This is a genomic window from Epilithonimonas zeae (assembly GCF_023278365.1).
Lineage (GTDB): Bacteria > Bacteroidota > Bacteroidia > Flavobacteriales > Weeksellaceae > Epilithonimonas > Epilithonimonas zeae_A.
Genome location: NZ_CP075338.1, coordinates 888,777 through 911,505 on the forward strand (window position 1 = coordinate 888,777; position 22,729 = coordinate 911,505).

Below are 22,729 nucleotides of genomic sequence, written 5' to 3' on the forward strand. Positions count from 1 at the left end.
CAAAATTAGTAAAAAGTCTTGTTGATTTTTAAATCTAATTTTTCAAAAATTGGAATAATTTCATCAATTCCTTCAACGCTTAGAAAAGCATATTTATCTTCGTCGAAATTCATTCTCCTTCTATTAAATAAAGAAAATGGTTCATCATTTCTTCCAAAAATATTTTCTGGTTCTCCAAAAATGATATTTCCAAAAAACTTATTGTTCATTTCAGCATTTACTTGATCTATTTCATTTAGATATAATTGTTTCTTTACTTTTTTATTTTTACTATTTGCAATAATAATTCTTTGGTTAGTAATGATGTAATAATTATTCATCAAATTAAAATATCTTATTATCCATCTAAAAAAAGTAATATATAATGCTGTCGAAAATATACTAAAAGCAATAATCAAGAAGAATGATTTCATATTAAATAGAAACACAATAGAAATTGCTAGATCAAAAAAAAAGAAAAAACTATTCTGATTTTCTCAGTTAAATTAAAAAAGAAACTCTTCCTTGGAAAAATTTCTTTTAATATAATTTCATTATTGTTCAGAATCATGCTTACTTTTTAATTAGCTACATCACTAATAAATTTGATTCTTAGAATCCTCACTTCTTCATCAGTCAAATCGTCGCCATATTCTGCAAGCAAAGTTTTCATACTGTCACTTTCTGAGTTTTTCATAAAATCCATAAACTCTTCAACAATATCTTCATCAAAATTCTCATCAATATAATAATCGATATTCAGTTTTGTACCTTGATAAATGATACTTTCCATTTCAGAAAGAAGCTCTGTCATCGAAAGATTTTTTGCTTTAGCAATATCCTCCAGATCAATCTTTTTATCGGTGTTTTGAATGATAAATACTTTGTGACTGGATTTGTTGGCCACCTGTTTCATCACCATATCCTGAGTTCTTTCTATCTCATTATCCTCAACATATTTCTTAATAAAGTCAGCAAATTCTTTTCCGTACTTTCTGGCTTTTCCTTCACCAACACCATAGATTTTTGCAACTTCTTCTACAGTTATCGGATATTGTACCGTCATATCTTCCAGACTTGGATCCATAAAAACCGTATATGGCGGAATCCCGTGTTTTTTAGCAACAGTCTTACGAAGTTCTTTCAATTGACCAAATAATAATTGATCCAATCCACCTCCTGCTTGAGTTTGAACTTGCTCGCTATCCGCTTTTGATTTGGATTGCACAAGATCATATTCTCTGTCTTCTGCTATGAAGAATGATTGTTTGTTTTTACCGTTGATGAATTCATTTCCTTTTTCAGAAATTTTTAAAACACCATAAGTTTCAATATCTTTTTTCAGGAAATCCTGAACAGTTGCTTGTCTGATAATAGATTTCCAATAGTTATCACTTTCAGCCTTTCCGAATCCGAAAAATTCTGTCTGCTCCAATTTATAAGATTTGGTAACCGCAGATTCTTTGCCGGCGATAATGGAAATCAAATCCTTTGTACGGAATTTTTCACCCAAAGATTTGATCATTTCTAAAACTTTTTTCAAGTCCTGTCCAGCATCTTTTAGTTTTGGTGGATTTTGCGAATTATCACACATCAGAGCACCTTCTCCTTTTACCGGGTCAAATTTTTCTCCAAAATAATAAAGCAAATATTGTCTTCTGCTCATTGAAGTTTCTGCATAACCTACAACTTCATTAAGCAATTGAAGCCCAATTTCTCTTTCCGAAACCGGTTTTTGAGCTAAGAATTTTTCTAATTTCTCAATATCTTTCGGATCGTAGAAAGCCAAACAATGTCCTTCTCCTCCATCTCTGCCTGCACGACCAGTTTCCTGATAATAACTTTCCAAAGATTTCGGGATATCATAATGAATTACAAATCGAACATCCGGCTTATCAATTCCCATCCCGAATGCAATAGTTGCAACAATCACATCTGCTTCTTCCATCAAGAACTTATCCTGATTAGCGACTCTTAATTTTTGATCTAATCCAGCGTGATAAGGCAAAGCATTTACGCCGTTAACTTGCAAAAGCTGAGCAAATTCTTCCACTTTTCTTCTGCTAAGACAATAGACAATTCCTGATTTTCCTTTATGTTGATTGATGAATCTTAAGATTTCTTTATCTACATTGACTTTCGGACGGATTTCGTAAAACAAATTAGCTCTGTTAAAACTTTCCTTGAAAACCAAAGCATTGTTCATTCCCAAAGTTTTCTGAATATCATCCTGAACTTTTGGGGTTGCAGTAGCCGTTAATGCAATTACAGGCACATCCGCAATTTTATCAATTATACCTTTTAGGTTTCTATATTCAGGACGGAAATCGTGTCCCCATTCTGAGATACAGTGTGCCTCGTCTATCGCAACAAAAGAGATTTTCACAGCTTTTAGGAACTCAAGATATTCTTCCTTGATAAGAGATTCCGGAGCGACATAAAGCAGTTTGGTTTTACCAGCTGTGATGTCATCCATCACTTGCTTGGTCTGGGTTTTATTAAGAGAAGAATTCAGAACATGGGCAACACCTTCGTCTGAAGATAAACCGTTGACAGCATCTACCTGATTTTTCATCAATGCAATCAATGGTGAAACAACAATCGCTGTTCCTTCAGAAATCAATGCCGGAAGCTGATAACAAAGTGATTTTCCACCACCAGTCGGCATCAAAACAAATATATCTTTGCCACCGAGAAGTTCTTGTATAATCTGCTCTTGCTGACCTTTGAATTTTGAAAATCCGAAATATTTTTTGAGTTCAGCAGATAAGTTGATGTCTTTTGTGTCCATCCTTTAATATAGTTTGCTAAATTTGCATTTTATTGAAGGTTATACATTAATGGTAAATATCCTAAGTTTTAGGGATAAAAAAATGAAGCTAAAAAACTTCATTTTGTTCTGTTAAAATATTAGCGTGAAGATACAAAATATATATTATTAAAAAAAATAATTAAATACTTTAAAAGTTTTGGATCCAAAAGAGATAATAGCAAATGCCCATCTGGCGCTGGATATAGAAATCAGTGAGTTGAACAATCTCAGAAACCGATTGGATAACAGTTTCATAAAAAGCGTTTTGACTATTAATGAAGCCAAAGGAAAATTGATTATTGTTGGAATTGGGAAATCTGCGCACGTTGCTAATAAAATTGTCGCTACGCTAAATTCTACGGGAACACCTTCACAATTCCTTCACGCTGCCGAAGCTATACACGGTGATCTTGGTGTGATTCAGAAACAGGATGTGGTTTTATGCATTTCTTATTCTGGAAATTCTCCAGAGATTGTGAATCTTCTACCCTTCCTTAAAGAATATTCATCCGCTTTAATCGGAATGACCGGAAACCCTGAAAGTAAACTGGGAAAAGCTTCTGACATCATTCTGAATACACACGTAGAAAAAGAAGCTTGTCCTAATAAATTAGCGCCTACAAGTTCTACAACAGTTCAAATGGCTTTAGGAGACGCTTTAGCAATTTGTTTAATGGAGATTAACGGGTTTAAAGATATCGATTTTGCTAAATTCCATCCGGGTGGAAGTCTGGGTAAGAATCTGACGGCAAAAGTGGAACAATTTGTTTCCCAGAACAAACCGGAGGTTTCTCCAGAATCAGGAATCAGAGATGTGATTATTTCTGTCAGCGGTTCAAAACACGGGATTACAGTCGTTATTGAAAACGAAAAGATAATGGGCGTTATCACAGACGGTGACATCCGAAGAATGCTCCTGAATCAAGACGACATTTCTAAAGTGAAAGCTTCTGATATCATTAGTAAAAATCCAAAATCCATCGATAAAAATCAATTAGCAAAAGAAGCTATGCAGATTTTGAAACAATTCAACATAGGTCAGTTAATTGTAACTGATAATGGAAAATATTTCGGTATCATAGACATTCACACGTTATTAGACGAAGGTATTAATTAAAGAAACAAGAAAAAAAGGTAAAAGATTCAAATCAAAATCATTTATCAATCATAATTTATCATTTATAAAAAAGATGAGCGAAGAAAAGGAAATGTCCTTCCTTGGACATATTGGAGAACTGAGGTCACACCTTGTAAGATCTATTTTAGCGATTGTCATTTTAGCCATTATTGTTGGGTTCAATATCAACTGGGTGATGGATCATATCTTTTTTGGTCCTACAAGAAATGATTTTTTGACTTTCCGGATTGTGAATCATTTCTCCAGAGAGTTGACGGGCAATGACAGTTTTATTCTGCCAGCACAATTCAGTGTTCAACAGAAACAATTGTTTCAACAGTTCAATGTAATGATGGCAGTTTCTATCTTTTCGGGTGTTGTTTTAGCTTTTCCTTATATCGTTTGGGAAATCTGGAAATTCATCAGTCCTGCTCTAATGCCTAATGAGAAAAAGAATTCGATTTTTTACATCAATGCGATTTGGATGTTATTTATGACCGGAGTTCTTACAGGTTATTTTCTGATTTTACCTTTTGCAATCAATTTTGGTTTGTTGTTCAAAGTTTCTGATAATATCGTTCAGTTGTTTGATTTGTCAGATTATACGACTCTATTTTTACAAGTCACAATGGGAATGGGTGTAGTTTTTCTTTTTCCCATTGCTGTTTATATCTTAACATCCATTGGAATCTTGACTCCAAAATTCCTTAGAACATACAGAAGACACGCTATTGTTTTGATTATGGTTGTTGCGGCAATTATCACTCCTGCTGATGTTTTGAGTATGATGGCGGCAGCACTTCCTCTGGTTTTACTTTACGAAATCAGTGTGATAATGTCCAATGTCATTTATAAGAAAATGCAGAAAAAGAATCTTAAAAACGAAAATTAAAACTCAGATATAAAGTAAAAATCAGCAATTATTATTGCTGATTTTTTTTAACCTTTTACAATCTCTTTTCTAATTCTACTGAGTGATGTATCTGTAATACCTAGATAAGAAGCTACATTTTTAAGTGGCGCGAATTTCAGAACATCAGGTTTTTCTTGAATTAAGTCCAGATAACGTTCTGTTGCAGATTTGGTTATCATTTCTACGGAGCGGTTTTTAAGATAAAATAACTGATAAGACATCCACGCTCTTCCCCATTCCGTCAATGCTGGGATTGTCAAAAATAACTCCTGAAAATCTTCGTAATTGATTTTCCAAACCAAACAATCTGTCTCTGCCTGAATGTTCTCTATCGAAGGAATTCTTTGGAAAATAGACGAAGCTTCTATGATGATGTCAAATTCTGTAAAGAAATTAATTGTAATATCATTATTATCTGTATCATAAACAAAGGAACGTGCAACACCGCTTTCCAAAACAAAGTAAGCATTGGAAATTTCATTTTCTTTCAGAAAAAAATCCCCTTTCTTGAATTGTAATTTATCGTGTTTATCGAAGATTAGGTTAAGGTCTTCTTCTGAAAATGCGGGATGCTGATAGATACTTTTTAATACGTCCATAAATTAAAAAACGGAAAATCTAAAGTAATAGATTTCCCGTTAATATGATTGATTTAATTTTAAAATTATTTCAAAGCGTTTACAGCTTCTGCGTAATTTGGCTCCTGTCCTATCTCTGGAACTTGTTCTGTGTAAATAACAGTTCCTTTTTCATCCAAAGCAACAACTGCTCTGCTCAACAAACCTCTCAATGGAGAATCATCCAAAGTCACGCCATAATCTTCTCCAAAATTCCCTCTGAAATCTGACAAAACCTCTACATTATCAAGACCTTCGGCAGCGCAAAATCTGTTAAGCGCAAAAGGCAAATCCCTTGAAACGTTGATAACAACAGTATTTTCCAAAGAACTAGCTTCTTTATTGAATTGTCTTGCAGACGCAGCGCAAACACCTGTATCGATGCTTGGGAAGATATTCAGTAATACTTTTTTTCCTGTATAATCTGCCAAATGCTTTTCCGATAAATCTGCTCCAACTAAGGTAAACTCCTGAGCAACAGTTCCAACTTCTGGCAAACTTCCTACAGTATTGATAGGACTTCCTTTGAATGTAATTTGTGACATTGTTTTATTTTTTATTAAGACTCAAAATTAGATATTTTTAATTTAAATAACATTAACAAATTTTCATATTTTCGCACTCAAATTATTATAAACACAATGAGAAAATTAAATTTTTGTGTATTACTGATTTTTCCTTTGCTAGGAAGTGCTCAGTCAGTCATTGGAAATATTAACTCCGGTGCTGTTTCTGAGAATTCTTTCAACCATTCTGTAGGAGAAATCTATGTAATACCATCTAATCCGGAAGATGCAAATTCCGGAACACTGGGAATCCTATACCAAACTACTCTAAAGGTTTTAGGTATTAATGAAATTTTGAAGGATGAAATTAAAATCTATCCTAATCCAACAACCGATTTTATCAATCTAAAATTAAGCTCAAAAACTAAAATTGACGAAGCTGTTATTTACGACAATTCAGGCAGAATTATTTTAAAAACAAAAGTAGAATCGGATAAGATAGATTTACGTTCCCTAAATACAGGAATTTATCTACTTTATTTCACCAACACAGACATCAAACCTATAAAAATTATAAAAAAATAAAAACCAAATGAAAAAACTCTACATCGCTTTAAGCTTATTTTTAGCTTCATTAGCTTATTCCCAGGTTCCACAGGCTTTCAGTTATCAAACAATTGCCTTCAATTCTGCAGGTGCGCCAATTGCTAATGGAAATGTAAATTTAAGAATCAGCATTCTAGACAATTCTGCATCAGGAACTGTTTTATATACTGAGACCCATACAAAAACAACCAATTCTAAAGGTTTGGTTAATCTTAATATCGGACAAGGAACTGCGACTATAGGAAACTTCGGTGGAATCAATTGGGGAACGAATACAAAATTTGTAAAAGTTGAAATGGACCCAGCTGGAGGAAGTAATTATACGAATGTTGGAGTGAATCAGTTGATGAGTGTACCTTATGCTCAGGTTAGCAAAACTGTTGTGACTGGTCCGGGACAAGGAATTACTTTGGTTTCTCCAAATGGAACAAATTATACTTTAAATGTAAGTGATTCTGGAACACTAAGTTTACCCACAAGTTCTAGTTCAACTAACTCAACAATTCCTACAAATCTGTATATGCTTGGGTCATATAACTCATATAATACTGCAAGTGCGGAATTGCTTAGATTAAGCTCTGGTGATAAAATTGGCTATAAATATTTGGCTGCAAATAGTAAAATCAAATTTGCAGCTGGTCAAAATTCTGGAGCGCAAATTTATGGAACAAGTACAGGCAGTGATATTATACCAAATGGAAATGACTACCTTATAAATTCAAATGGTTTTTATCAGGTGAAGTTAAATGTAACTGGTGTAAGTGGTGGAAATGTATTCTATAGTGTAAATTTTAATAATTTCACACCGTCTTTGTATTTTAATACTGGTAGTCCTAATGTGTTATTCAATTATTACGATGAAGCAACAAATCAGTTTAGTTTTTTTGTATTTGGGGTCACAAATACATATGGTAATAAATTTAAAATATCTCTTCCTAATGAGAGTTTGGGAGATAATCTAAGTGATGGTAATTTAGATATTAACGGAGATTTTATAAGTTTCCCTGGCACTAATTCTTCTTCTCAAAACTTTTCGGTTATATTTAAGTTGAATTTTGATGGGACTGGAACATATACTGTAACTAAGCTATAACTAAAAGAGGCAAATGCCTCTTTTTTTATTTTAATTAACAAGAAAAACACTCAAAAATCATATTTCTGATATTAGAAAATTATTATAAAAATCACTAAATTTGTATGTTTTGAAAAAACAGTAAATAAAATCAACTACTATAATGTCAGAAAAATCAAAAATTATCTACACGCTTACGGATGAAGCGCCAATGCTTGCAACGCATTCTTTTTTGCCTATCGTTAAGGCTTTTACTTCGGTTGCAGACGTTAACATTGTTCCAAAAGACATTTCACTTTCGGGGAGAATCTTAGCTAACTTTCCAGAGTTCTTGACTGATGACCAAAAAATCGGAGATGCTTTAACGGAACTTGGTGAATTGGCAACAACTCCGGAAGCGAACATTATTAAATTACCAAACATTTCTGCTTCTGTTCCCCAATTAGACGAGGCTATTGCAGAATTACAATCCAAAGGTTTCGCAGTTCCAAACTATCCTGCTGAACCAAAAACTGAAGAAGAAAAAGCAATCAAAGCCAAATATGCTAAAGTTCTGGGCTCTGCCGTAAATCCTGTTCTTAGAGAAGGAAACTCAGACAGACGCGCGCCAAAAGCTGTTAAAAACTATGCCAAAGCTAATCCTCACAAAATGGGAGCTTGGGCAGCTGATAGCAAAACCGATGTTGCGCATATGACCAGCGGAGATTTCTACGGAACAGAAACTTCTACCACTGTTGAAAATGATTCTAAATTCAAGATTGTTTTCTTTGGGAATGACGGTTCTGAGAAAGTTCTTAAAGATTTCGCAAACCTTAAGGCCGGTGAAGTAATTGATTCTTCTGTAATGAATCTTAACTCATTGAAAGATTTTGTTCAGACAGCAATTGATGAAGCAAAACAAAGAGGTGTCATTCTTTCTGCGCACCTGAAAGCGACAATGATGAAAATCTCTGACCCGATTATTTTCGGAGCTATTGTTGAGACGTTCTTCAAAGATGTTTTCTCTAAATATGCCGAGACATTCAAATCTCTGGACATCAATCCAAACAACGGATTACAAAACCTTTACGATAAAATTGCCGGAATTCCTCAGGAAGCGGAAATCAAAGCTGACATCGAAAAAGCTCTTGAAAACGGACCTAGAGTCGCAATGGTTAACTCTGACAAAGGAATCACGAATTTCCACGTTCCTTCTGACATCATCGTTGATGCATCTATGGCTGCATTAATCAGAAACGGCGGAAAAATGTGGGATAAAGTTGGTGCTGAAGATGATACAGTAGCAATTATTCCAGACCGTTCTTACGCAGGTTTCTATCAGGCTGCTATTGATGATATGAAGGCTAATGGAAAACTGGATCCAACAACAATGGGTTCTGTTCCAAACGTTGGTCTAATGGCTCAAAAAGCTGAAGAATATGGTTCTCACGATAAAACTTTCCAAGCTGAAGCTGACGGGACTGTAAAAGTTATTGACGAAAACGGAAACGTACTTTTGGAACAAAAAGTTGAAAAATCTGATATCTTCAGAATGTGTCAGACTAAAGATGCGCCAATCCAAGACTGGGTAAAATTAGCTGTGAACAGAGCAAGATTGTCTGATACTCCTGCCATTTTCTGGTTGGACAAAGCAAGAGCACACGACAGAGAAATCATCAAAAAAGTTGAGAAATATCTTCAAGATTACGATACAACCGGACTTGATATCAGAATTCTTGATGTGAAAGATGCAATGACAGAAACGCTTAAAAGAGCAAGAGAAGGTAAAGACACCATCTCTGTTTCCGGAAACGTTTTGAGAGACTATTTGACTGACTTATTCCCTATTTTGGAATTAGGAACTTCTGCAAAAATGCTGTCTATCGTTCCTTTGATGAACGGTGGCGGTTTGTTCGAAACTGGTGCTGGTGGTTCTGCACCAAAACACGTTGAACAATTTATTGAAGAAGGTTATTTAAGATGGGATTCTTTAGGTGAATTCTTAGCTTTACAAGCTTCTTTAGAGCATTTGGCACAAACTCAAAACAATACAAAATCTCAGGTTTTAGCGGATGCATTGGATGAAGCGAATGCTAAATTCTTAGCGACTGATAAGTCTCCTGCAAGAAAAGTTGGAGAAATCGATAACAGAGGTTCTCACTTCTACTTAGCAATGTATTGGGCAGAAGCATTGGCAAATCAGACTGCCGATGCTGAATTGGCTCAACAATTCGCTCCAATTGCGGAAGCAATGAAAGAAAACGAAGAAGTTATCAATGCTGAACTCATTGGTGCTCAAGGTAAACCACAGGATATTGAAGGTTACTACAAAACGGATACATACAAAACGTATGCAGCGATGAGACCAAGCACAGTTTTAAATGAAATCATCGACGGAATCTAATTCTCGATCTTGATATAGATGAAAAGCTCCTTTTTTAAGGGGCTTTTTTGTTTGTCTAAACTTTTTTTAAACACTAATGGAACAATTTGATTGCTGAATTTTTCAACCATTAAGAACATTTAAGTTAGTAAGTAATTAAGAAAAATCAAATTGATTTTTTATAAGCACAATGCTAAAAGCAAAGCTCATCTTAATATTCTAAATTCCTTAATAAAAATCTTAATGGTTTAAAATAAAAATTTCCGTAATAATCTAATTTCGGAGAGATGAATTTCATAGTACATTATAAATTTTAAGTTTTGGCTAAAGCCAAATAGATTGTATTTAAAAATGGAAACGGGCTAAAGCCCGTTCCTACTGATATTTAACAATATCATTTGTGAAAATTTGTATTTAAGAAAACTAAATTTTATCCTCCACAATCACCTTTCGATGCTCCCTTCCCCAAATAATCATTTCCTGAATAATATTTCCAAACGTTCTGCAATATTCCGTTGGTTCATATTCAATTAAAACAGGAGTTTCCGGATAAACATTTCGCTTAACCAGCTTATTCATTTCCATTTCTTTCAATTCTTTTGAAAGCATTCTTGTAGTAATTCCCGGAATACTTCTTTCAATCTCACGGAAACGTCTGTTACCGTTACAAAGCGAGTTGATAACAGGAATTCTCCACTTTCCGCCAATGAAATAAAGGGTGTCCTGTAAAGCTCTAAGCTCTTCTGTCTGATCTCTTTCCATAATTGCAAAGTTAAATGATATCATTGATGATACTGATATACTCTGTGATACTGGTTACAAAAGTATATCAATTTGCAATAATTTTGTCAAAAATTTTAAAACAATGAGTACATTTAATAACAAATTAGCCATCGTAACGGGCGGAAACAGCGGAATTGGATATGCAACCGCAAAAGAATTAATTGCAAATGGAGCAAAAGTAATCATCACAGGAAGACGAAGAGAAGCTGTTGAAAAAGCTGCGGAAGAATTGGGAGCCATTCCGTTTGTAGCCGATCAGGGAAAACTGGAAGATATTGAAACGTTAAAAGCTGATGTTGAAAAACAATTTGGAAAAGTAGATATTTTGTTCATCAATGCAGGAATCACAGGAACTTTAGGCTCTATCGAAAATATGAGTGCTGAAAATTTTGACAATGTGATGGGTATTAATTTCAGAGGAGCTTATTTTACTTTGAGTAAATTTATTCCTCTACTGAGCGATGGCGCTTCGGTGGTATTCCTTTCATCGAATGTTGCCACAACTTCCAAACCCAACAGCTCGATTTATCAGGCAAGTAAAGCAGCTCTAAATTCTATTGCAAAAACAGCCGCTGCCGAATTGGCACCAAGGAAAATCAGAGTAAATTTGGTAAGTCCAGGCCCGACAAAAACAGAAATTATGACAAAAGCCGGATTGGACGAAAAAACCCTGGAAGGTCTTGATGAATGGCTGATCAGCGGAATTCCTTTACAAAAAATGGGAACTGCGGAAGATGTTGCCAAAGCTGTTGTTTACTTATCAGACAATTCTGTGGCAAGCTTTATGACGGGGACTGAAATCCTTATCGATGGCGGAATGATTTTATAATCCAATTTTTTTTATTACTTGGAATGCAGCGGCTGGAAGTTTTTCAAACTTCCAGCCGCTGCATTTTCCATCAAATATTCAACTTCAAAAAATACGGATTCACCTATTCATTTGTCCGGTTCGCCTAATCTTCGATTTCAAAACTGCACATAAGCATCTACTTTTGAATCATAAAAATTAAAAAAACGAATTATTATGGATACGGTAAAAAAGAAAAAAAGTCCCATTGCCATTGCTTTTCTGGTGATTTTGGGAATCTTTGGAGGATTACAGATTTTCAATCAGCCATTGGAAGGGAAAGCAACAACAAAACAAATTGAAGCACCTCGTGAAGTGATCTCTATTTTGGAAAATTCCTGTTTCAACTGTCATTCAAATCAGCAAAATCTGAGCTGGTATGATAAAATCGCTCCCATTTCCTGGGCAGTAAACAAAGATGTGAAAAGAGCCAGAGAAGTTCTTAACTTCTCAGAATATGATGTGTCTCCGGCGGAACATAAGGGAAATATGTATGCTATTCTTAATATGATGCAAAGCGGAAAAATGCCGCTACATAACTACACGCTCCTTCATCCGTCTGCAAAAATTACACAACAGGATATTGATGTCATTAAAAAATACACCCTTTCATTAGCCAGTGCAAATCCTGCAAAAAAAGAAGAAAAAATTATTCATCAAAATATTAAAATCTCTGAAAATAATACGCCTTCAAAATTTCCGGTTTCACCCAACGGCGTAAAATATACCGACGATTATAAAAACTGGAAAGTCATCAGTATGAGTACCCTTTTTGACAATTCGGTGAGAGTGATTTACGGAAATGATATTGCTGTAAAAGCCATTGAAACAGAAAATTTTCACCCGTGGCCGGATGGAAGTATGGTTGTAAAATCAGTTTGGAAGCAGGAAAAATTAGCCGATGGAGAAATCAGAGCCGGAGAATTTGTAAACGCACAATTTATGGTTAAAGATTCGAAAAAATATACCGATACCGAAGGTTGGGGATTTGCGAAATTTTCAGGACCGGATCTTCATCCCACAGGAAAAACAGCAGATTTTGCCAGAGAATCCTGCATCGCCTGTCACCGCCAGTTAGCAGAAAAAACAGGATATCTTTTTGATGTTCCTATGAAAGTAAATACCGAAAGATTAATTAAAAACCTTCAGAAATAATGAAAAAAATACTATTGATCGCGATGTCTGTTTGTGCATTATTCACAGCCTGCAAAATCGACGAACCGGATAAAGATTTACACCGTGTGATTTTCAACCCAGGAAATTTGAAATTTCTCTCAACATCTTTAAATACGGTGAAAGAAACATCATCTGCCTTATACGGAAATCAGGAAGCTCTGAAATCTTTACAGGAAAACCATCAGCCAAAACCTGATTCAGAATTTAAATTAGTGACCTGGAAATATCACGAAAATCCGCAATATATCGGTGGAACCATTAACGGAGAGTTAATAAGCGTAGAAACTTTGAAAACCGATAAAAACGGAAATATTTCTTATCAGTTAAAAACAGGTTCCCAAACCGAGAATAACCCTACAAATAAAGAAGAAAGAATAAAATATATAATGAGTTACAACCCCGTCGTAAGACCATAATAACAGTAAAAGTGAAATGCGAAGATCTAGAGTTGAGCAATCGGCTCTGGATTTTTGTAAAGTGAAATCTGAATTGTCAATTCGCTTCGCTTGTGAATTTTTCCATTTTGAAGATTAACAGTTGACTTGCCCAGCAAAATTCACAATTCACTATTAAATTCAACGCATTTTACCTACCTTAACATTTTTAAAATTCGCAGTTTGATGCAACAGCAAAAAATAAAAATTTCACCAGCCGTCATCTGGATAAGTTCCATCTTTTTGGGAGCTTTATCTTCGGTTCCGCAGCTCGCTTCCCACGCTTTCAACTGGAAGGAAGCAGTCGTGAATTCCGCTATCACAGCGGCTTTTTCCATCATTATGTGGTATCTCAACATTTATATGCTCAATCAAAGTTCAGGAAAGAGAAGGCAGCAGATTTCGTATTCGAGGCTGATGGTGATCCTGGCTTTCGGAATGGTCGTGATGTTTGGTCTGGCCTGGGTACAGCAGCTTATTTTGTCACACATAAATTTTGGCCCAACGATGCTGATGGTCGAGGTTCGCGGGATTTTAATCAACCTTGTTTGCTATATGTTTTTAACCTTGCTTCAAAACAATTACACTGGGCAGCAGGTTCAATTGGAACTGGAAAAAGTAAAAAGTGATAATCTCGGAGCTCAGTTTGAATTATTAAAACAACAGATCAATCCTCATTTTCTTTTTAATAGCCTAAATACATTAAAATCAATGGCGGAAACCAATGATTCTGAAACGGTTGATTTCATTATGAAACTCTCCGATTTCTATAGATTTACCTTAGAAAGCAGAAAATTAGACTTGATTACCGTTCAGGAAGAAATGAAAATTATCGATTCATATATTTTCCTGCAAAAAGCCCGTTTTGGGGATGGAATTACCTTGACGAACGAACTCAATAATGATGTTTTAAAAACATTAATTCCACCTTTTACCTTACAATTATTAGTTGAAAATTGCATTAAACACAATGTAGTTTCACAAAGCAAGCCTTTACACATCAGGATTTATAATGCTGAAAATAAATTAATTATTGAAAATCCAATTCAGAAGAAAATGACCGTTGAAGATTCATTGGGAATTGGGCTTGATAATGTAAAACTACGCTACAAACATCTTGTAGAACAGGAAATAGAAATTAATTCAGACGAAAAAACTTTTCAAATAAAACTCCCATTTATTAATGAATATCATCATCATTGAAGACGAATTCCGGGCGGCAAAATCGCTTCAGAATTTAATATTAGACTTAAAACCGGACGCTAAAATCCTTGGCGTTTACGACAGCATCGAAATGAGTGTCGAAGCGTTGTCAAAGGATATGAAACCCGATCTGATTTTTATGGATATCCATCTGTCAGACGGACTTTCCTTTGAAATTTTCAAGCAGATCGAAATTACTTGTCCGGTGGTTTTTTGCACCGCTTTCGACCAATATATGTTAGACGCTTTTAAAAGTAAAGGCGTCGATTATGTGTTAAAACCTTTCTCCAGAGAAGACATTGCGGAGGCGTTGAGAAAAGTGGATGAATTAAAAAAATTCTTTCAGAAAAATGAACTTCCCGATTTAGAAGCTCTGTTAAAAAACATAAATCAGCCACAACCGGTAAGCAAAAGCAGTTTCTTGGTTTTTAAAAATCAAAAATATACGACGATTCTTACGGAAAACATTGCTTATTTCTATATTCACAACGAGATTACCCATCTCGTAACTTTTGATAAAGAACAGTTTCAGCTGACTCAATCTTTGGGACAGGTTGCCGAACAGGTTTCTGATAAACAATTTTTCAGGGTAAACCGACAGTATTTGGTCAATTTTAAGGCCATCAAAGAAATGGAGCATTATTTTCAGCGAAAAATATTGGTTAAATTAATTATTGAAACCCCTGAAAAGCTTTTAATTAATAAAGAAAAGACGCATAGTTTTTTCACCTGGCTGGAAGACCGTTAACTTCCATTTTCCCGTTTTCATCATTTATCAAAAAAATTCAGGTTTATATTTTCAAGGTTCACCTTTCATTTTGTCCGGTTGAACCTTTTTTGTATTCTTTTGCGCCCGAAAGGTATCTACTTTTGAATCAAATTAAAAGAAATGATACTTAAAAACCTAATAGGAACAGCCGCTTTCGTAGCCTTGATGTTCACCGTTTCAGCATTTTCCTGCACCGATAAAGCAGAAGAAACCCTTCAGAATTCTACGTCAAACAACAATGGTTTTGCCGTTTTGGAACTCTTCACTTCAGAAGGCTGTTCGAGCTGTCCTCCGGCAGATCAGCTGATGGGAGAAATTGAAAAGCAGTACAAAGATCAGCCTGTCTACATCCTCGCCTATCACGTCGATTACTGGAATAATCTGGGTTGGAAAGATAAGTTCAGCAGTGTGGAAAATTCTAAGCGTCAACAGCAATATGCACAGACTTTACGCTCACAGGTTTACACGCCGCAGCTGATCGTGAACGGTAAAAAAGAATTCATCGGATCTGACCGTGATGCCGTAGAAAATGCCATTCAAACCGCTTTATTGAATGATAACAATGCCAAGATTGATTTATCCGCTAAAGTTTCTGAGAAAGAAATTAATGTAAATTTTAAAGTTCAAGAAAACAATCCTCAAAACAAGCTGTTAATCACGTTGGTTGAAAAAAAATCGTCTACCAATGTACAGAAAGGTGAAAATGAAGGCCGTCATTTAATCCATTGGCAGATTGTTCATCAGCAAAATCAGATTTCTTTGAAAAATTATCCTGAAGGAACTACAACTTTCAAACTTCCAGCAAATTTCAATACCAACGACTGGGAAATTATCGGAATGATTCAAAATGTGAAAAGTGGAGCGATTGTAGGATCTGCAGAAGCTTCTTTCTAAACATAAATCAACAGTTTTTCTGTCATTCTGAATGGAACAAAACGGAGTGAAGAATCTATTATTCAAGGTTGAGATTCTTCCTTCGTCAGAATGACAACTCGCAGAAAACTTTGGAAAAATTCAATTAAAAAATTCAAAATATCAACAATTTAAAACAATAAAAAAATGAAAACAAAAACAACAAAAATCATCTTCTGGTCAGGCGCAATTTTTATGTCATTATGGTTCGGAGCGAGCGGCTTTTTTGAACTGACAAAAAATCCTGTAGTATGGGACATTACCCGACAATTAGGCTATCCGCCACACTTTATCTACATTTTAGGCGTATTCAAATTATCAGGAATTCTGGTTTTATTACTTCCCAACCGATTATTGCGATTGAAAGAATGGGTTTTCGCAGGGATGTTCTTTGATATTATTTTCGCATTCTTTTCAAAAATCGTCGTACTTGGCTTTCCTGCAACGATTGATGCGATTGTCGCTTTTACAGTGCTTTCGGTGACGTATCTGATGTTCAGAAAATTGTACACCCCTAGACTAAGCTTTAATTAAAATTTTTGAACTAAAATCAGCTCTCATCATTGGGAGTTGGTTTTTACTATCATAAAGTATCTTAAAAAATAGTCGAAAGGAGCAATGGCACAAAGAAATATTGTAATTTTGGTAGGTTTAATAAATTAATATTTACAAGCTTTTAGTATGAGAAAATCATTTATATTTTTTCTTTATGTTGTTGGGATGATGCAATTTAAAGCGCAGGACAAAATAGACAAAGCCGTCCAGAATCTGGAACAAAATTATACGCAGGAAAAAGTCTATGTTTTGTTGGATAAAGACAATTATGTCGTAGGTGACAATATCTATTTCAAATCTTTTGTATTCAACGGTTACGGTCGTTCAACCATTTCTACCACGTTATTTGTGGAGTTATATGACCATAGCAAAAATCTGGTTGATAAGAGAACAATTGCTCTAAAAAACGGTGAAGGTGATGGTTCTTTTGCTTTGACCGAAGCTTTGAAAGAAGATGTCTACTACTTCAGAGCTTATACAACCTGGATGGCAAATTTCCCTGAGGAATTTAATTTTATGAAACAAGTTCCGATTTACAATCCGAATTCTGAGCAGAAATTGATCCTTAATAAAAATACAAAATGGACTGCTAATGCTTTTCCAGAAAGCGGAACTTTCATCGATAATATTTCGACCAAATTTGCTGTGAGACTTTACTCAGAAGGTATTCCGCCGGAAAGTTGGAGTGGTTATGTTATCGATTCTGAGAAACCAAATGAGAAATTGACAATTTTTAAAGGCTTGGATAAGAATGTTGGAATTTTTACGATTACTCCAAAATTTGGTAAAACTTATAAAGTCATTGTTGAAGATAATAAAGGTACAAAACAAACGATCGCTTTGCCAGCAGTTGCAAATTCAGGAATCAATCTTCAATTAGTCAATGATCCAAAGGGAATCAGTTATCAAATCAAAGGAACGGCTTTGCCACAAGGTCTACAAGGTTATTCCATCGTTGGAACCATCAATAATGTAATGGTTTACAGAGCGAATATTAAAACGCCAAATAATGAAGCTTCCAGCATTATTCCAACAAAGGTTAGCAATGATGAAACTGCGGTTCTGAATATTACGATTTTTGATGAGAAACAAAATCCTGTCGCGCAACGATTATTTTTCGTCAATCCAAAAAAACTGAATCTAGACGAACCGACTTTGAATTTTTCATTAAATAATGAACCTAGGGCTTTCAACAGCTTTGATATCGAACCCAATGAAGATTATACAAACTATACGGTATTGGTAAGAGAAAATCAGCCTTCTGAAAGTAAAAATGAAAACACTTTATTGAGTGCGAAATGGTTAACCGGAGATTTCACTTCTTCTATTTTCAATCCGTCTCAATATTTTGGGAAAACTGCCAATCCTGAAGCCTTTGATGCATTGTTAATTTCAGAAAAATGGAAACGTTTTGATTGGGAAGCTCTTCTATCTGGGAAGACTCCAGAATTCGCTTACAAGCCTCAAAATAATCTTTCTTTCAAAGGAAAAGTGACTAATAATGGACGTTTCTTGCCTAATAAAAGCATCAATCTATTATTAAAAACTGAAAATTCTGACAAAAGTTTTGTTCCAGCTATGACGGATGATAATGGTTATATTTATCTGGATAATATCTATTTTGATGAACCTTTGACCATTTCTTATTACCTTAATAAAGATAAAAAGCAAGTCTCAGAAAGTGATAATCTAAATATCAGCTTCCAATCTTTGGTTTCTAATATTCCTTATAAAAGTAACCTTCCTCCCACCAATTATCAGTTGGTGAATTCTGGTTCAACTTCTAATCCCGCTATTGCAAAAGCGCTTCAGAATAAGAAAAATCAGCAAACGCTAAAAACAGCGAACGAAGAAACTTTAATCGAAGAAGTAAAGGTAACCGCTAAAAAAGTTGATAAAAAAGCAGAATTGGACAAGGAATTATCCAGCGGAAGATTCAGCAGTATGGACGCTACAATTTTTGACTTTGTGAATGATAACAAAGATGCTCAATCTTCTTTCAATATTTTACAATGGCTGCAAGGTAGAGTTGCAGGTGTAACTTTTACAATGGATAGTTCGGGAAATTATATTCCATCTATTCGTGGTTCACAAGCCAGTTTATTTTTGGACGAAATGCCTACAGATGCAAGTATGATTAGTTCTTTGCCTGTTAGTAATATTGCGATGGTGAAAGTGATTAAAACTGGCGGCTTGGTTTCAAATGCTATTGCAATCTACACCAAAAGAGGAAATATGTTGTCAGAAGAAGATAAAACCACTGAAAAAGTCAATAAAACAGTGTTGCGAGGCTATGATAAATCAATTGAATTCGAATTACCCGATATCACAAGTGATGCTTACAAGAAAATAAAAACTGATACGAGAGAAACATTATACTGGAATCCTAAGCTGTCACAAGAAGGCAGCTTAGCACCAAGAGCGAAATTCTTCAATAATGATGATGCAAAAAACAGGGAAATCATTATCATTAGCTTTGATAAAGATGATAAGATGCTTTATTACAATGAAGTGAAATAATTTATAGAAAAGACTTTCAGAATTGGGAAGTCTTTTTATTTTTTGATTAAGTTCCAAATGATCTTTTCAATCTCTTCAGCTTTATTTACTGTCATAAAATGTCCACCATTTTCAATGACAAATTCAGCTTTTACGTTTTTAATAGGAATAATTCTGTCTTGACTTCCGTGAATATGAATACAATTTTCAGGATAGATTTCATTTTTCCAATTTACAATTTCGTTAATGGCCCACTTTAAAAATTTTGAATCTGTATCTTGAAGAATGCTTTTTAGTAATTGTTTTTCTTCATTCGATTCAATTCCGAATAGCCAATTAAGAATGAAATTTTGATGTTTTAAGATTGAATTCGGGAGCAATTGATTCAGCTTTAATTTTCCTGAGAGTTTAAAAGCAAAAGGAAGTTCAAATTTATTTTTTGCAGAAGCTATTAGAATTATTTTTTTGACTTTAATGATTTTTGAAATCTCGACAGATAACATTCCGCCAAAAGACAGACCGATGAGAATTGGATTTTCGTGAGTTACTTTCTCAGAAATCCGAAGAGCATAATTTTCTAAATTTTCATTTCCAAGAGGTTGAATCCAGTCAATAAATTCTACATCCAAAGTTCCAAAATCTATCTTATCATAAACTCTCTTATCAACGCCTAAACCACTGAAAGCATAAATTTTATTCATATATAAATATAAAAAAAGACTGAAAAATTTCAGTCTTTTAATTTATAACATTTTAAGGTTGTTCACTTCCTGTTCCGTTAGGATTCTCCAGTGTCCTCTTTTAATATTTTTCTTGGTCAATCCTGCAAACATTACTCTGTCAAGCGCTTCCACTTCGTAACCCAGTTTTTGGAAAATTCTGCGAACTACCCTATTCCATCCGATATGAAGTTCTATTCCAATTTCATTTTTTGGTTTTCCTTCGATGAAAGAAATACTGTCGATTTCTGCAACACCCTCTTCCAGACGGATACCTTCACCAATCAATTTCATATCATCGTTTGTCAATTTTCTGTCCAACGTCACGTGATAGATTTTTCTCATATTGAATGATGGATGCGTCAGCTTTTTCGTCATATGACCATCATTGGTCAAAAGAATAACACCAGTCGTTTGTCTGTCCAATCTTCCAACAGGGAAAATTCTGTAAGGCGAAGCATTCGCTGTCAAATCCATAACAGTTTTTCTTGCTTTATCGTCTTTGGTTGTAGAGATATAACCTTTTGGTTTATTCAAAAGAACGTAAACCGGTTTTTCAGGTGTAATATTTTGTCCGTCAAAAACTACTCGGTCAGTTTTCTGAACCTGGTAACCCATTTCAGTTACCACTTTTCCATTCACTTCTACAAGACCTTGCGTAATCAATTCATCAGCTTCTCTCCTGCTACAAATCCCTGAATTAGCTATATATTTATTAAGTCGGATAGTATCTTTGAAAACCTCCTTACTTATTTTCTCGAATCTTCTTTTTTGGATGAACGATTTCGTTTTGTCTTCATCCCTTTCAGCTCTGTTGAAAGGTTTTTTGGGTCCAAATTTTCTATCGCCATTTTCGTATTTGTCTCTACTGTCGAAACGATCTCCGCCTCTTGTAGTTTTAGGTCCACGGGAATTTCCGAAAGATTTTCCACTTCCAGAATTTCCTCTGCTATCGCTGGAGCTACGGGAGTTTCCGGAAGGTCTGCTGCCCCCAGATGGTCTTGGTTTTTTGTTTCTACCTGATTGATTTCCGTCTCCGCTCATTTTCTAAAATTTTTGCAAAGATAGTGATTTAGTTAAGAGTTCCGAATTATGGATTGATTTTAACGAAAATTGAGAATTAGGTACTTAATGATTTCTCTTAAAAAATATATAATCCGTAGCGATAGGTTCCAAACCAGCTTCCTTCATCTGCGTTGCAACCTGACCACGATGATAAGTGGAGTGATTGATTAAATGAAATAAAATCCCTTGAATCGAATTATTGAATTCCTGTCCTTTAGATGTTTTGTAAGTAATGATTTCATCCAGGTTTCTTTCGTTAAGAATTTTAATACTGTTTTCGAAATTTGATTGATTGATTTCCAAAAGTTTTTCATCAGCATTAATTTGCCAAACTCCGAATGTATCCTGATTAAGGATTCTTGCATTCCAAATCTGATGGGCATTCAGAATATGATTGAGGAGATTCTTGCCTTTCTCCGACCACACAGAATTATTCTCCAGAAAATTCTGAATCAGCAATTGATTGAAATGCAGATTATATTCTAAAAGGTCTTTAAAATGGTCTTTCATCACTCAAACATCTCAGCCAAACGAACAGCTTTTATTTCATTAGAATTATAAAGTTCATCAACAGTTTTTTTCTTTTCTAATTTTGGATAAAGATTAATACCAATGATTTTAATTTTCCCTTCTTCTACCCAACTTTGTTCTTTCACAGCTTGCTCGAATATCATTTTCTGAATTTCGCCTGATTTCAAAAGTTCAAGATAACCACCTTTTTCCTCGATTTCAAGGAATAATTTCCAAGATTTCTCAGCCAATTGTTGTGTAATATCTTCTACGAAATAACTTCCGGAAGATGCATCTTCAAAAACATTAATGATGCTTTCGTAAGCTAAAACAATCTGTTGTTTGAAAGAGATTTCTTTAGAAAGTTCTGTGTGATTTTCTATTTTATAGTCATTAGAAAAAACCGCATCTGCGCCTCCAATCATCGCTGAAGCTAATTCCAAGGTGGAACGAATCAGATTATTATCTGAATCATTTTTAGACTTGTTTCGGAATGAAGTTTCTGCAAAAATATAGGGTATCAAGTCTTTTTCAAATTCCTTAGACAACTGATTGAACAGATATTTGAAAGCTCTGATTTTAGCAATTTCAAAAAAATAATTGGAACCTATTGCAAATCGGAAAACCAATTTTTCAAGAATCTCCGCACCTAATTTCTCAACCAAATCTTTAGATTTAGCCAGTGCAAAAGCCAATTGCTGAATGATGGAAGCTCCGGCATTTTGATGCAAACTGACATCAATGCCAATCTGTCTTTCGAAAGCTTTTGACAATAGTTCACCAGCCAGATGTTCACTGATTTCCGCAGTTTTATCATCGGAAAAAACATCAATCAAAGAAAAATATCGATTGGTTTCTTCGGTCAAAATATGTTCAGCCAAATCCGGATTGTTGACGAAAAGTGCTTTTTCTTCCAGGCCTTCAACATTTTCATTCAACAGAAAAGCAAAAGCCTGTTCTTCCAAACCATCCTGATATGCGGCGACAAGATATGTGCTTTCTTCAACTTTTGGAAGAATTTTTGTTTCAGAATTGTTTTGATAATAAGGCTTTACCGTAATATTTTCCAGATTCTCCTTTTGAAGAATTGCATAGATATCATCTGTTTTCAATTGTTTTTGAACCAGCTTTTCCCAATTGTCAAATCCACTCATCTTTGAAAAATTTTTGTTTTGAAAAGTACAAATTTCACAGCAAAGGCAGTGTAAAATTTGTCAGAAAAGTATTTATAAAAATCAAAAACCTTTTCAAGTCAGAAAAGGTTTTTATATCA

At 34.6% G+C, this 22,729-nt stretch carries 22 protein-coding genes; 13 read left to right on the forward strand and 9 right to left on the reverse strand.

Annotated features, from left to right (window positions below; translation table 11 throughout):
* Positions 1–5 precede the first annotated feature (5 nt).
* Positions 6–413, reverse strand: a complete 408-nt coding sequence (locus KI430_RS03815; protein ID WP_248876946.1) for a hypothetical protein — start codon at positions 411–413, stop codon at positions 6–8.
* Positions 414–559: 146 nt separating this feature from the next.
* Entirely contained in the window at positions 560–2,770 is a 2,211-nt protein-coding gene (gene recQ / locus KI430_RS03820; RefSeq protein ID WP_248876947.1) for a DNA helicase RecQ, read from the reverse strand.
* A gap of 178 nt (positions 2,771–2,948) precedes the next feature.
* Here recQ and KI430_RS03825 point away from each other — a divergent pair, with 178 nt between their 5' ends.
* Both KI430_RS03825 and tatC read left to right on the forward strand, forming a co-directional pair.
* Positions 2,949–3,908, forward strand: coding sequence for an SIS domain-containing protein (locus KI430_RS03825; RefSeq protein WP_248876948.1), 960 nt, complete (start codon positions 2,949–2,951; stop codon positions 3,906–3,908).
* A 73-nt stretch (positions 3,909–3,981) separates the two neighbouring features.
* Positions 3,982–4,800 (forward strand): twin-arginine translocase subunit TatC, encoded by an 819-nt coding sequence (gene tatC / locus KI430_RS03830; protein ID WP_248876949.1) that lies wholly within the window; start codon positions 3,982–3,984, stop codon positions 4,798–4,800.
* 47 nt (positions 4,801–4,847) lie between these two features.
* Here tatC and KI430_RS03835 read toward each other — a convergent pair whose 3' ends face one another.
* On the reverse strand, positions 4,848–5,420 hold the full coding sequence (locus KI430_RS03835; RefSeq protein WP_248876950.1) for a Crp/Fnr family transcriptional regulator: 573 nt from the start codon (positions 5,418–5,420) through the stop codon (positions 4,848–4,850).
* A gap of 65 nt (positions 5,421–5,485) precedes the next feature.
* Complete coding sequence (tpx, locus tag KI430_RS03840) at positions 5,486–5,983, reverse strand: thiol peroxidase (protein ID WP_248876951.1); 498 nt, start codon at positions 5,981–5,983, stop codon at positions 5,486–5,488.
* A 96-nt stretch (positions 5,984–6,079) separates the two neighbouring features.
* Between tpx and KI430_RS03845 the strand changes: the two genes are divergently transcribed.
* The 3 genes from KI430_RS03845 to KI430_RS03855 all read left to right on the forward strand — a co-directional run bounded on the left by KI430_RS03845 (position 6,080) and on the right by KI430_RS03855 (position 10,005).
* Complete coding sequence (locus tag KI430_RS03845) at positions 6,080–6,529, forward strand: T9SS type A sorting domain-containing protein (RefSeq protein ID WP_248876952.1); 450 nt, start codon at positions 6,080–6,082, stop codon at positions 6,527–6,529.
* A gap of 7 nt (positions 6,530–6,536) precedes the next feature.
* Complete coding sequence (locus KI430_RS03850; protein ID WP_248876953.1) at positions 6,537–7,643, forward strand: hypothetical protein; 1,107 nt, start codon at positions 6,537–6,539, stop codon at positions 7,641–7,643.
* 142 nt (positions 7,644–7,785) lie between these two features.
* Positions 7,786–10,005, forward strand: a complete 2,220-nt coding sequence (locus KI430_RS03855) for an NADP-dependent isocitrate dehydrogenase (RefSeq protein ID WP_248876954.1) — start codon at positions 7,786–7,788, stop codon at positions 10,003–10,005.
* A gap of 402 nt (positions 10,006–10,407) precedes the next feature.
* Here the strand turns inward: KI430_RS03855 and KI430_RS03860 are convergent, their stop codons facing one another.
* Entirely contained in the window at positions 10,408–10,746 is a 339-nt protein-coding gene (locus KI430_RS03860; RefSeq protein ID WP_248876955.1) for a winged helix-turn-helix transcriptional regulator, read from the reverse strand.
* 103 nt (positions 10,747–10,849) lie between these two features.
* Here KI430_RS03860 and KI430_RS03865 point away from each other — a divergent pair, with 103 nt between their 5' ends.
* From KI430_RS03865 to KI430_RS03900, 8 genes are all read left to right on the forward strand, one after another.
* Positions 10,850–11,596, forward strand: coding sequence for an SDR family oxidoreductase (locus KI430_RS03865; RefSeq protein ID WP_248876956.1), 747 nt, complete (start codon positions 10,850–10,852; stop codon positions 11,594–11,596).
* Between the two features lie 195 nt (positions 11,597–11,791).
* Positions 11,792–12,769, forward strand: a complete 978-nt coding sequence (locus KI430_RS03870) for a heme-binding domain-containing protein (protein ID WP_248876957.1) — start codon at positions 11,792–11,794, stop codon at positions 12,767–12,769.
* Positions 12,769–13,206, forward strand: coding sequence for a hypothetical protein (locus tag KI430_RS03875; protein WP_248876958.1), 438 nt, complete (start codon positions 12,769–12,771; stop codon positions 13,204–13,206). The genes KI430_RS03870 and KI430_RS03875 overlap by 1 nt, the downstream gene beginning before the upstream one ends.
* Positions 13,207–13,410: 204 nt before the next feature.
* The gene (locus KI430_RS03880; protein ID WP_083531699.1) at positions 13,411–14,427 is read left to right on the forward strand and encodes a sensor histidine kinase; all 1,017 of its coding nucleotides are present in this window, start codon (positions 13,411–13,413) and stop codon (positions 14,425–14,427) included.
* Positions 14,408–15,175, forward strand: a complete 768-nt coding sequence (locus tag KI430_RS03885) for a LytR/AlgR family response regulator transcription factor (protein WP_248876959.1) — start codon at positions 14,408–14,410, stop codon at positions 15,173–15,175. Before KI430_RS03880 ends, KI430_RS03885 begins: the two co-directional genes overlap by 20 nt.
* Positions 15,176–15,316: 141 nt before the next feature.
* Positions 15,317–16,090 carry a DUF1223 domain-containing protein gene (locus tag KI430_RS03890; protein WP_248876960.1) on the forward strand — a complete coding sequence of 258 codons (774 nt, stop codon included), beginning with the start codon at positions 15,317–15,319 and terminating at the stop codon, positions 16,088–16,090.
* 165 nt (positions 16,091–16,255) lie between these two features.
* Complete coding sequence (locus KI430_RS03895) at positions 16,256–16,642, forward strand: DoxX family protein (RefSeq protein WP_248876961.1); 387 nt, start codon at positions 16,256–16,258, stop codon at positions 16,640–16,642.
* A 147-nt stretch (positions 16,643–16,789) separates the two neighbouring features.
* Positions 16,790–19,183 (forward strand): hypothetical protein, encoded by a 2,394-nt coding sequence (locus tag KI430_RS03900; RefSeq protein WP_248876962.1) that lies wholly within the window; start codon positions 16,790–16,792, stop codon positions 19,181–19,183.
* A gap of 35 nt (positions 19,184–19,218) precedes the next feature.
* Here KI430_RS03900 and KI430_RS03905 read toward each other — a convergent pair whose 3' ends face one another.
* The 4 genes from KI430_RS03905 to KI430_RS03920 all read right to left on the reverse strand — a co-directional run bounded on the left by KI430_RS03905 (position 19,219) and on the right by KI430_RS03920 (position 22,610).
* The gene (locus tag KI430_RS03905) at positions 19,219–19,863 is read right to left on the reverse strand and encodes an alpha/beta hydrolase (protein ID WP_248876963.1); all 645 of its coding nucleotides are present in this window, start codon (positions 19,861–19,863) and stop codon (positions 19,219–19,221) included.
* 42 nt (positions 19,864–19,905) lie between these two features.
* Positions 19,906–20,925 (reverse strand): pseudouridine synthase, encoded by a 1,020-nt coding sequence (locus tag KI430_RS03910; protein WP_248876964.1) that lies wholly within the window; start codon positions 20,923–20,925, stop codon positions 19,906–19,908.
* 84 nt (positions 20,926–21,009) lie between these two features.
* Positions 21,010–21,456 carry a DinB family protein gene (locus tag KI430_RS03915; RefSeq protein ID WP_248876965.1) on the reverse strand — a complete coding sequence of 149 codons (447 nt, stop codon included), beginning with the start codon at positions 21,454–21,456 and terminating at the stop codon, positions 21,010–21,012.
* The gene (locus KI430_RS03920; RefSeq protein WP_248876966.1) at positions 21,456–22,610 is read right to left on the reverse strand and encodes a methylmalonyl-CoA mutase family protein; all 1,155 of its coding nucleotides are present in this window, start codon (positions 22,608–22,610) and stop codon (positions 21,456–21,458) included. Before KI430_RS03920 ends, KI430_RS03915 begins: the two co-directional genes overlap by 1 nt.
* Positions 22,611–22,729: the final 119 nt, after the last annotated feature.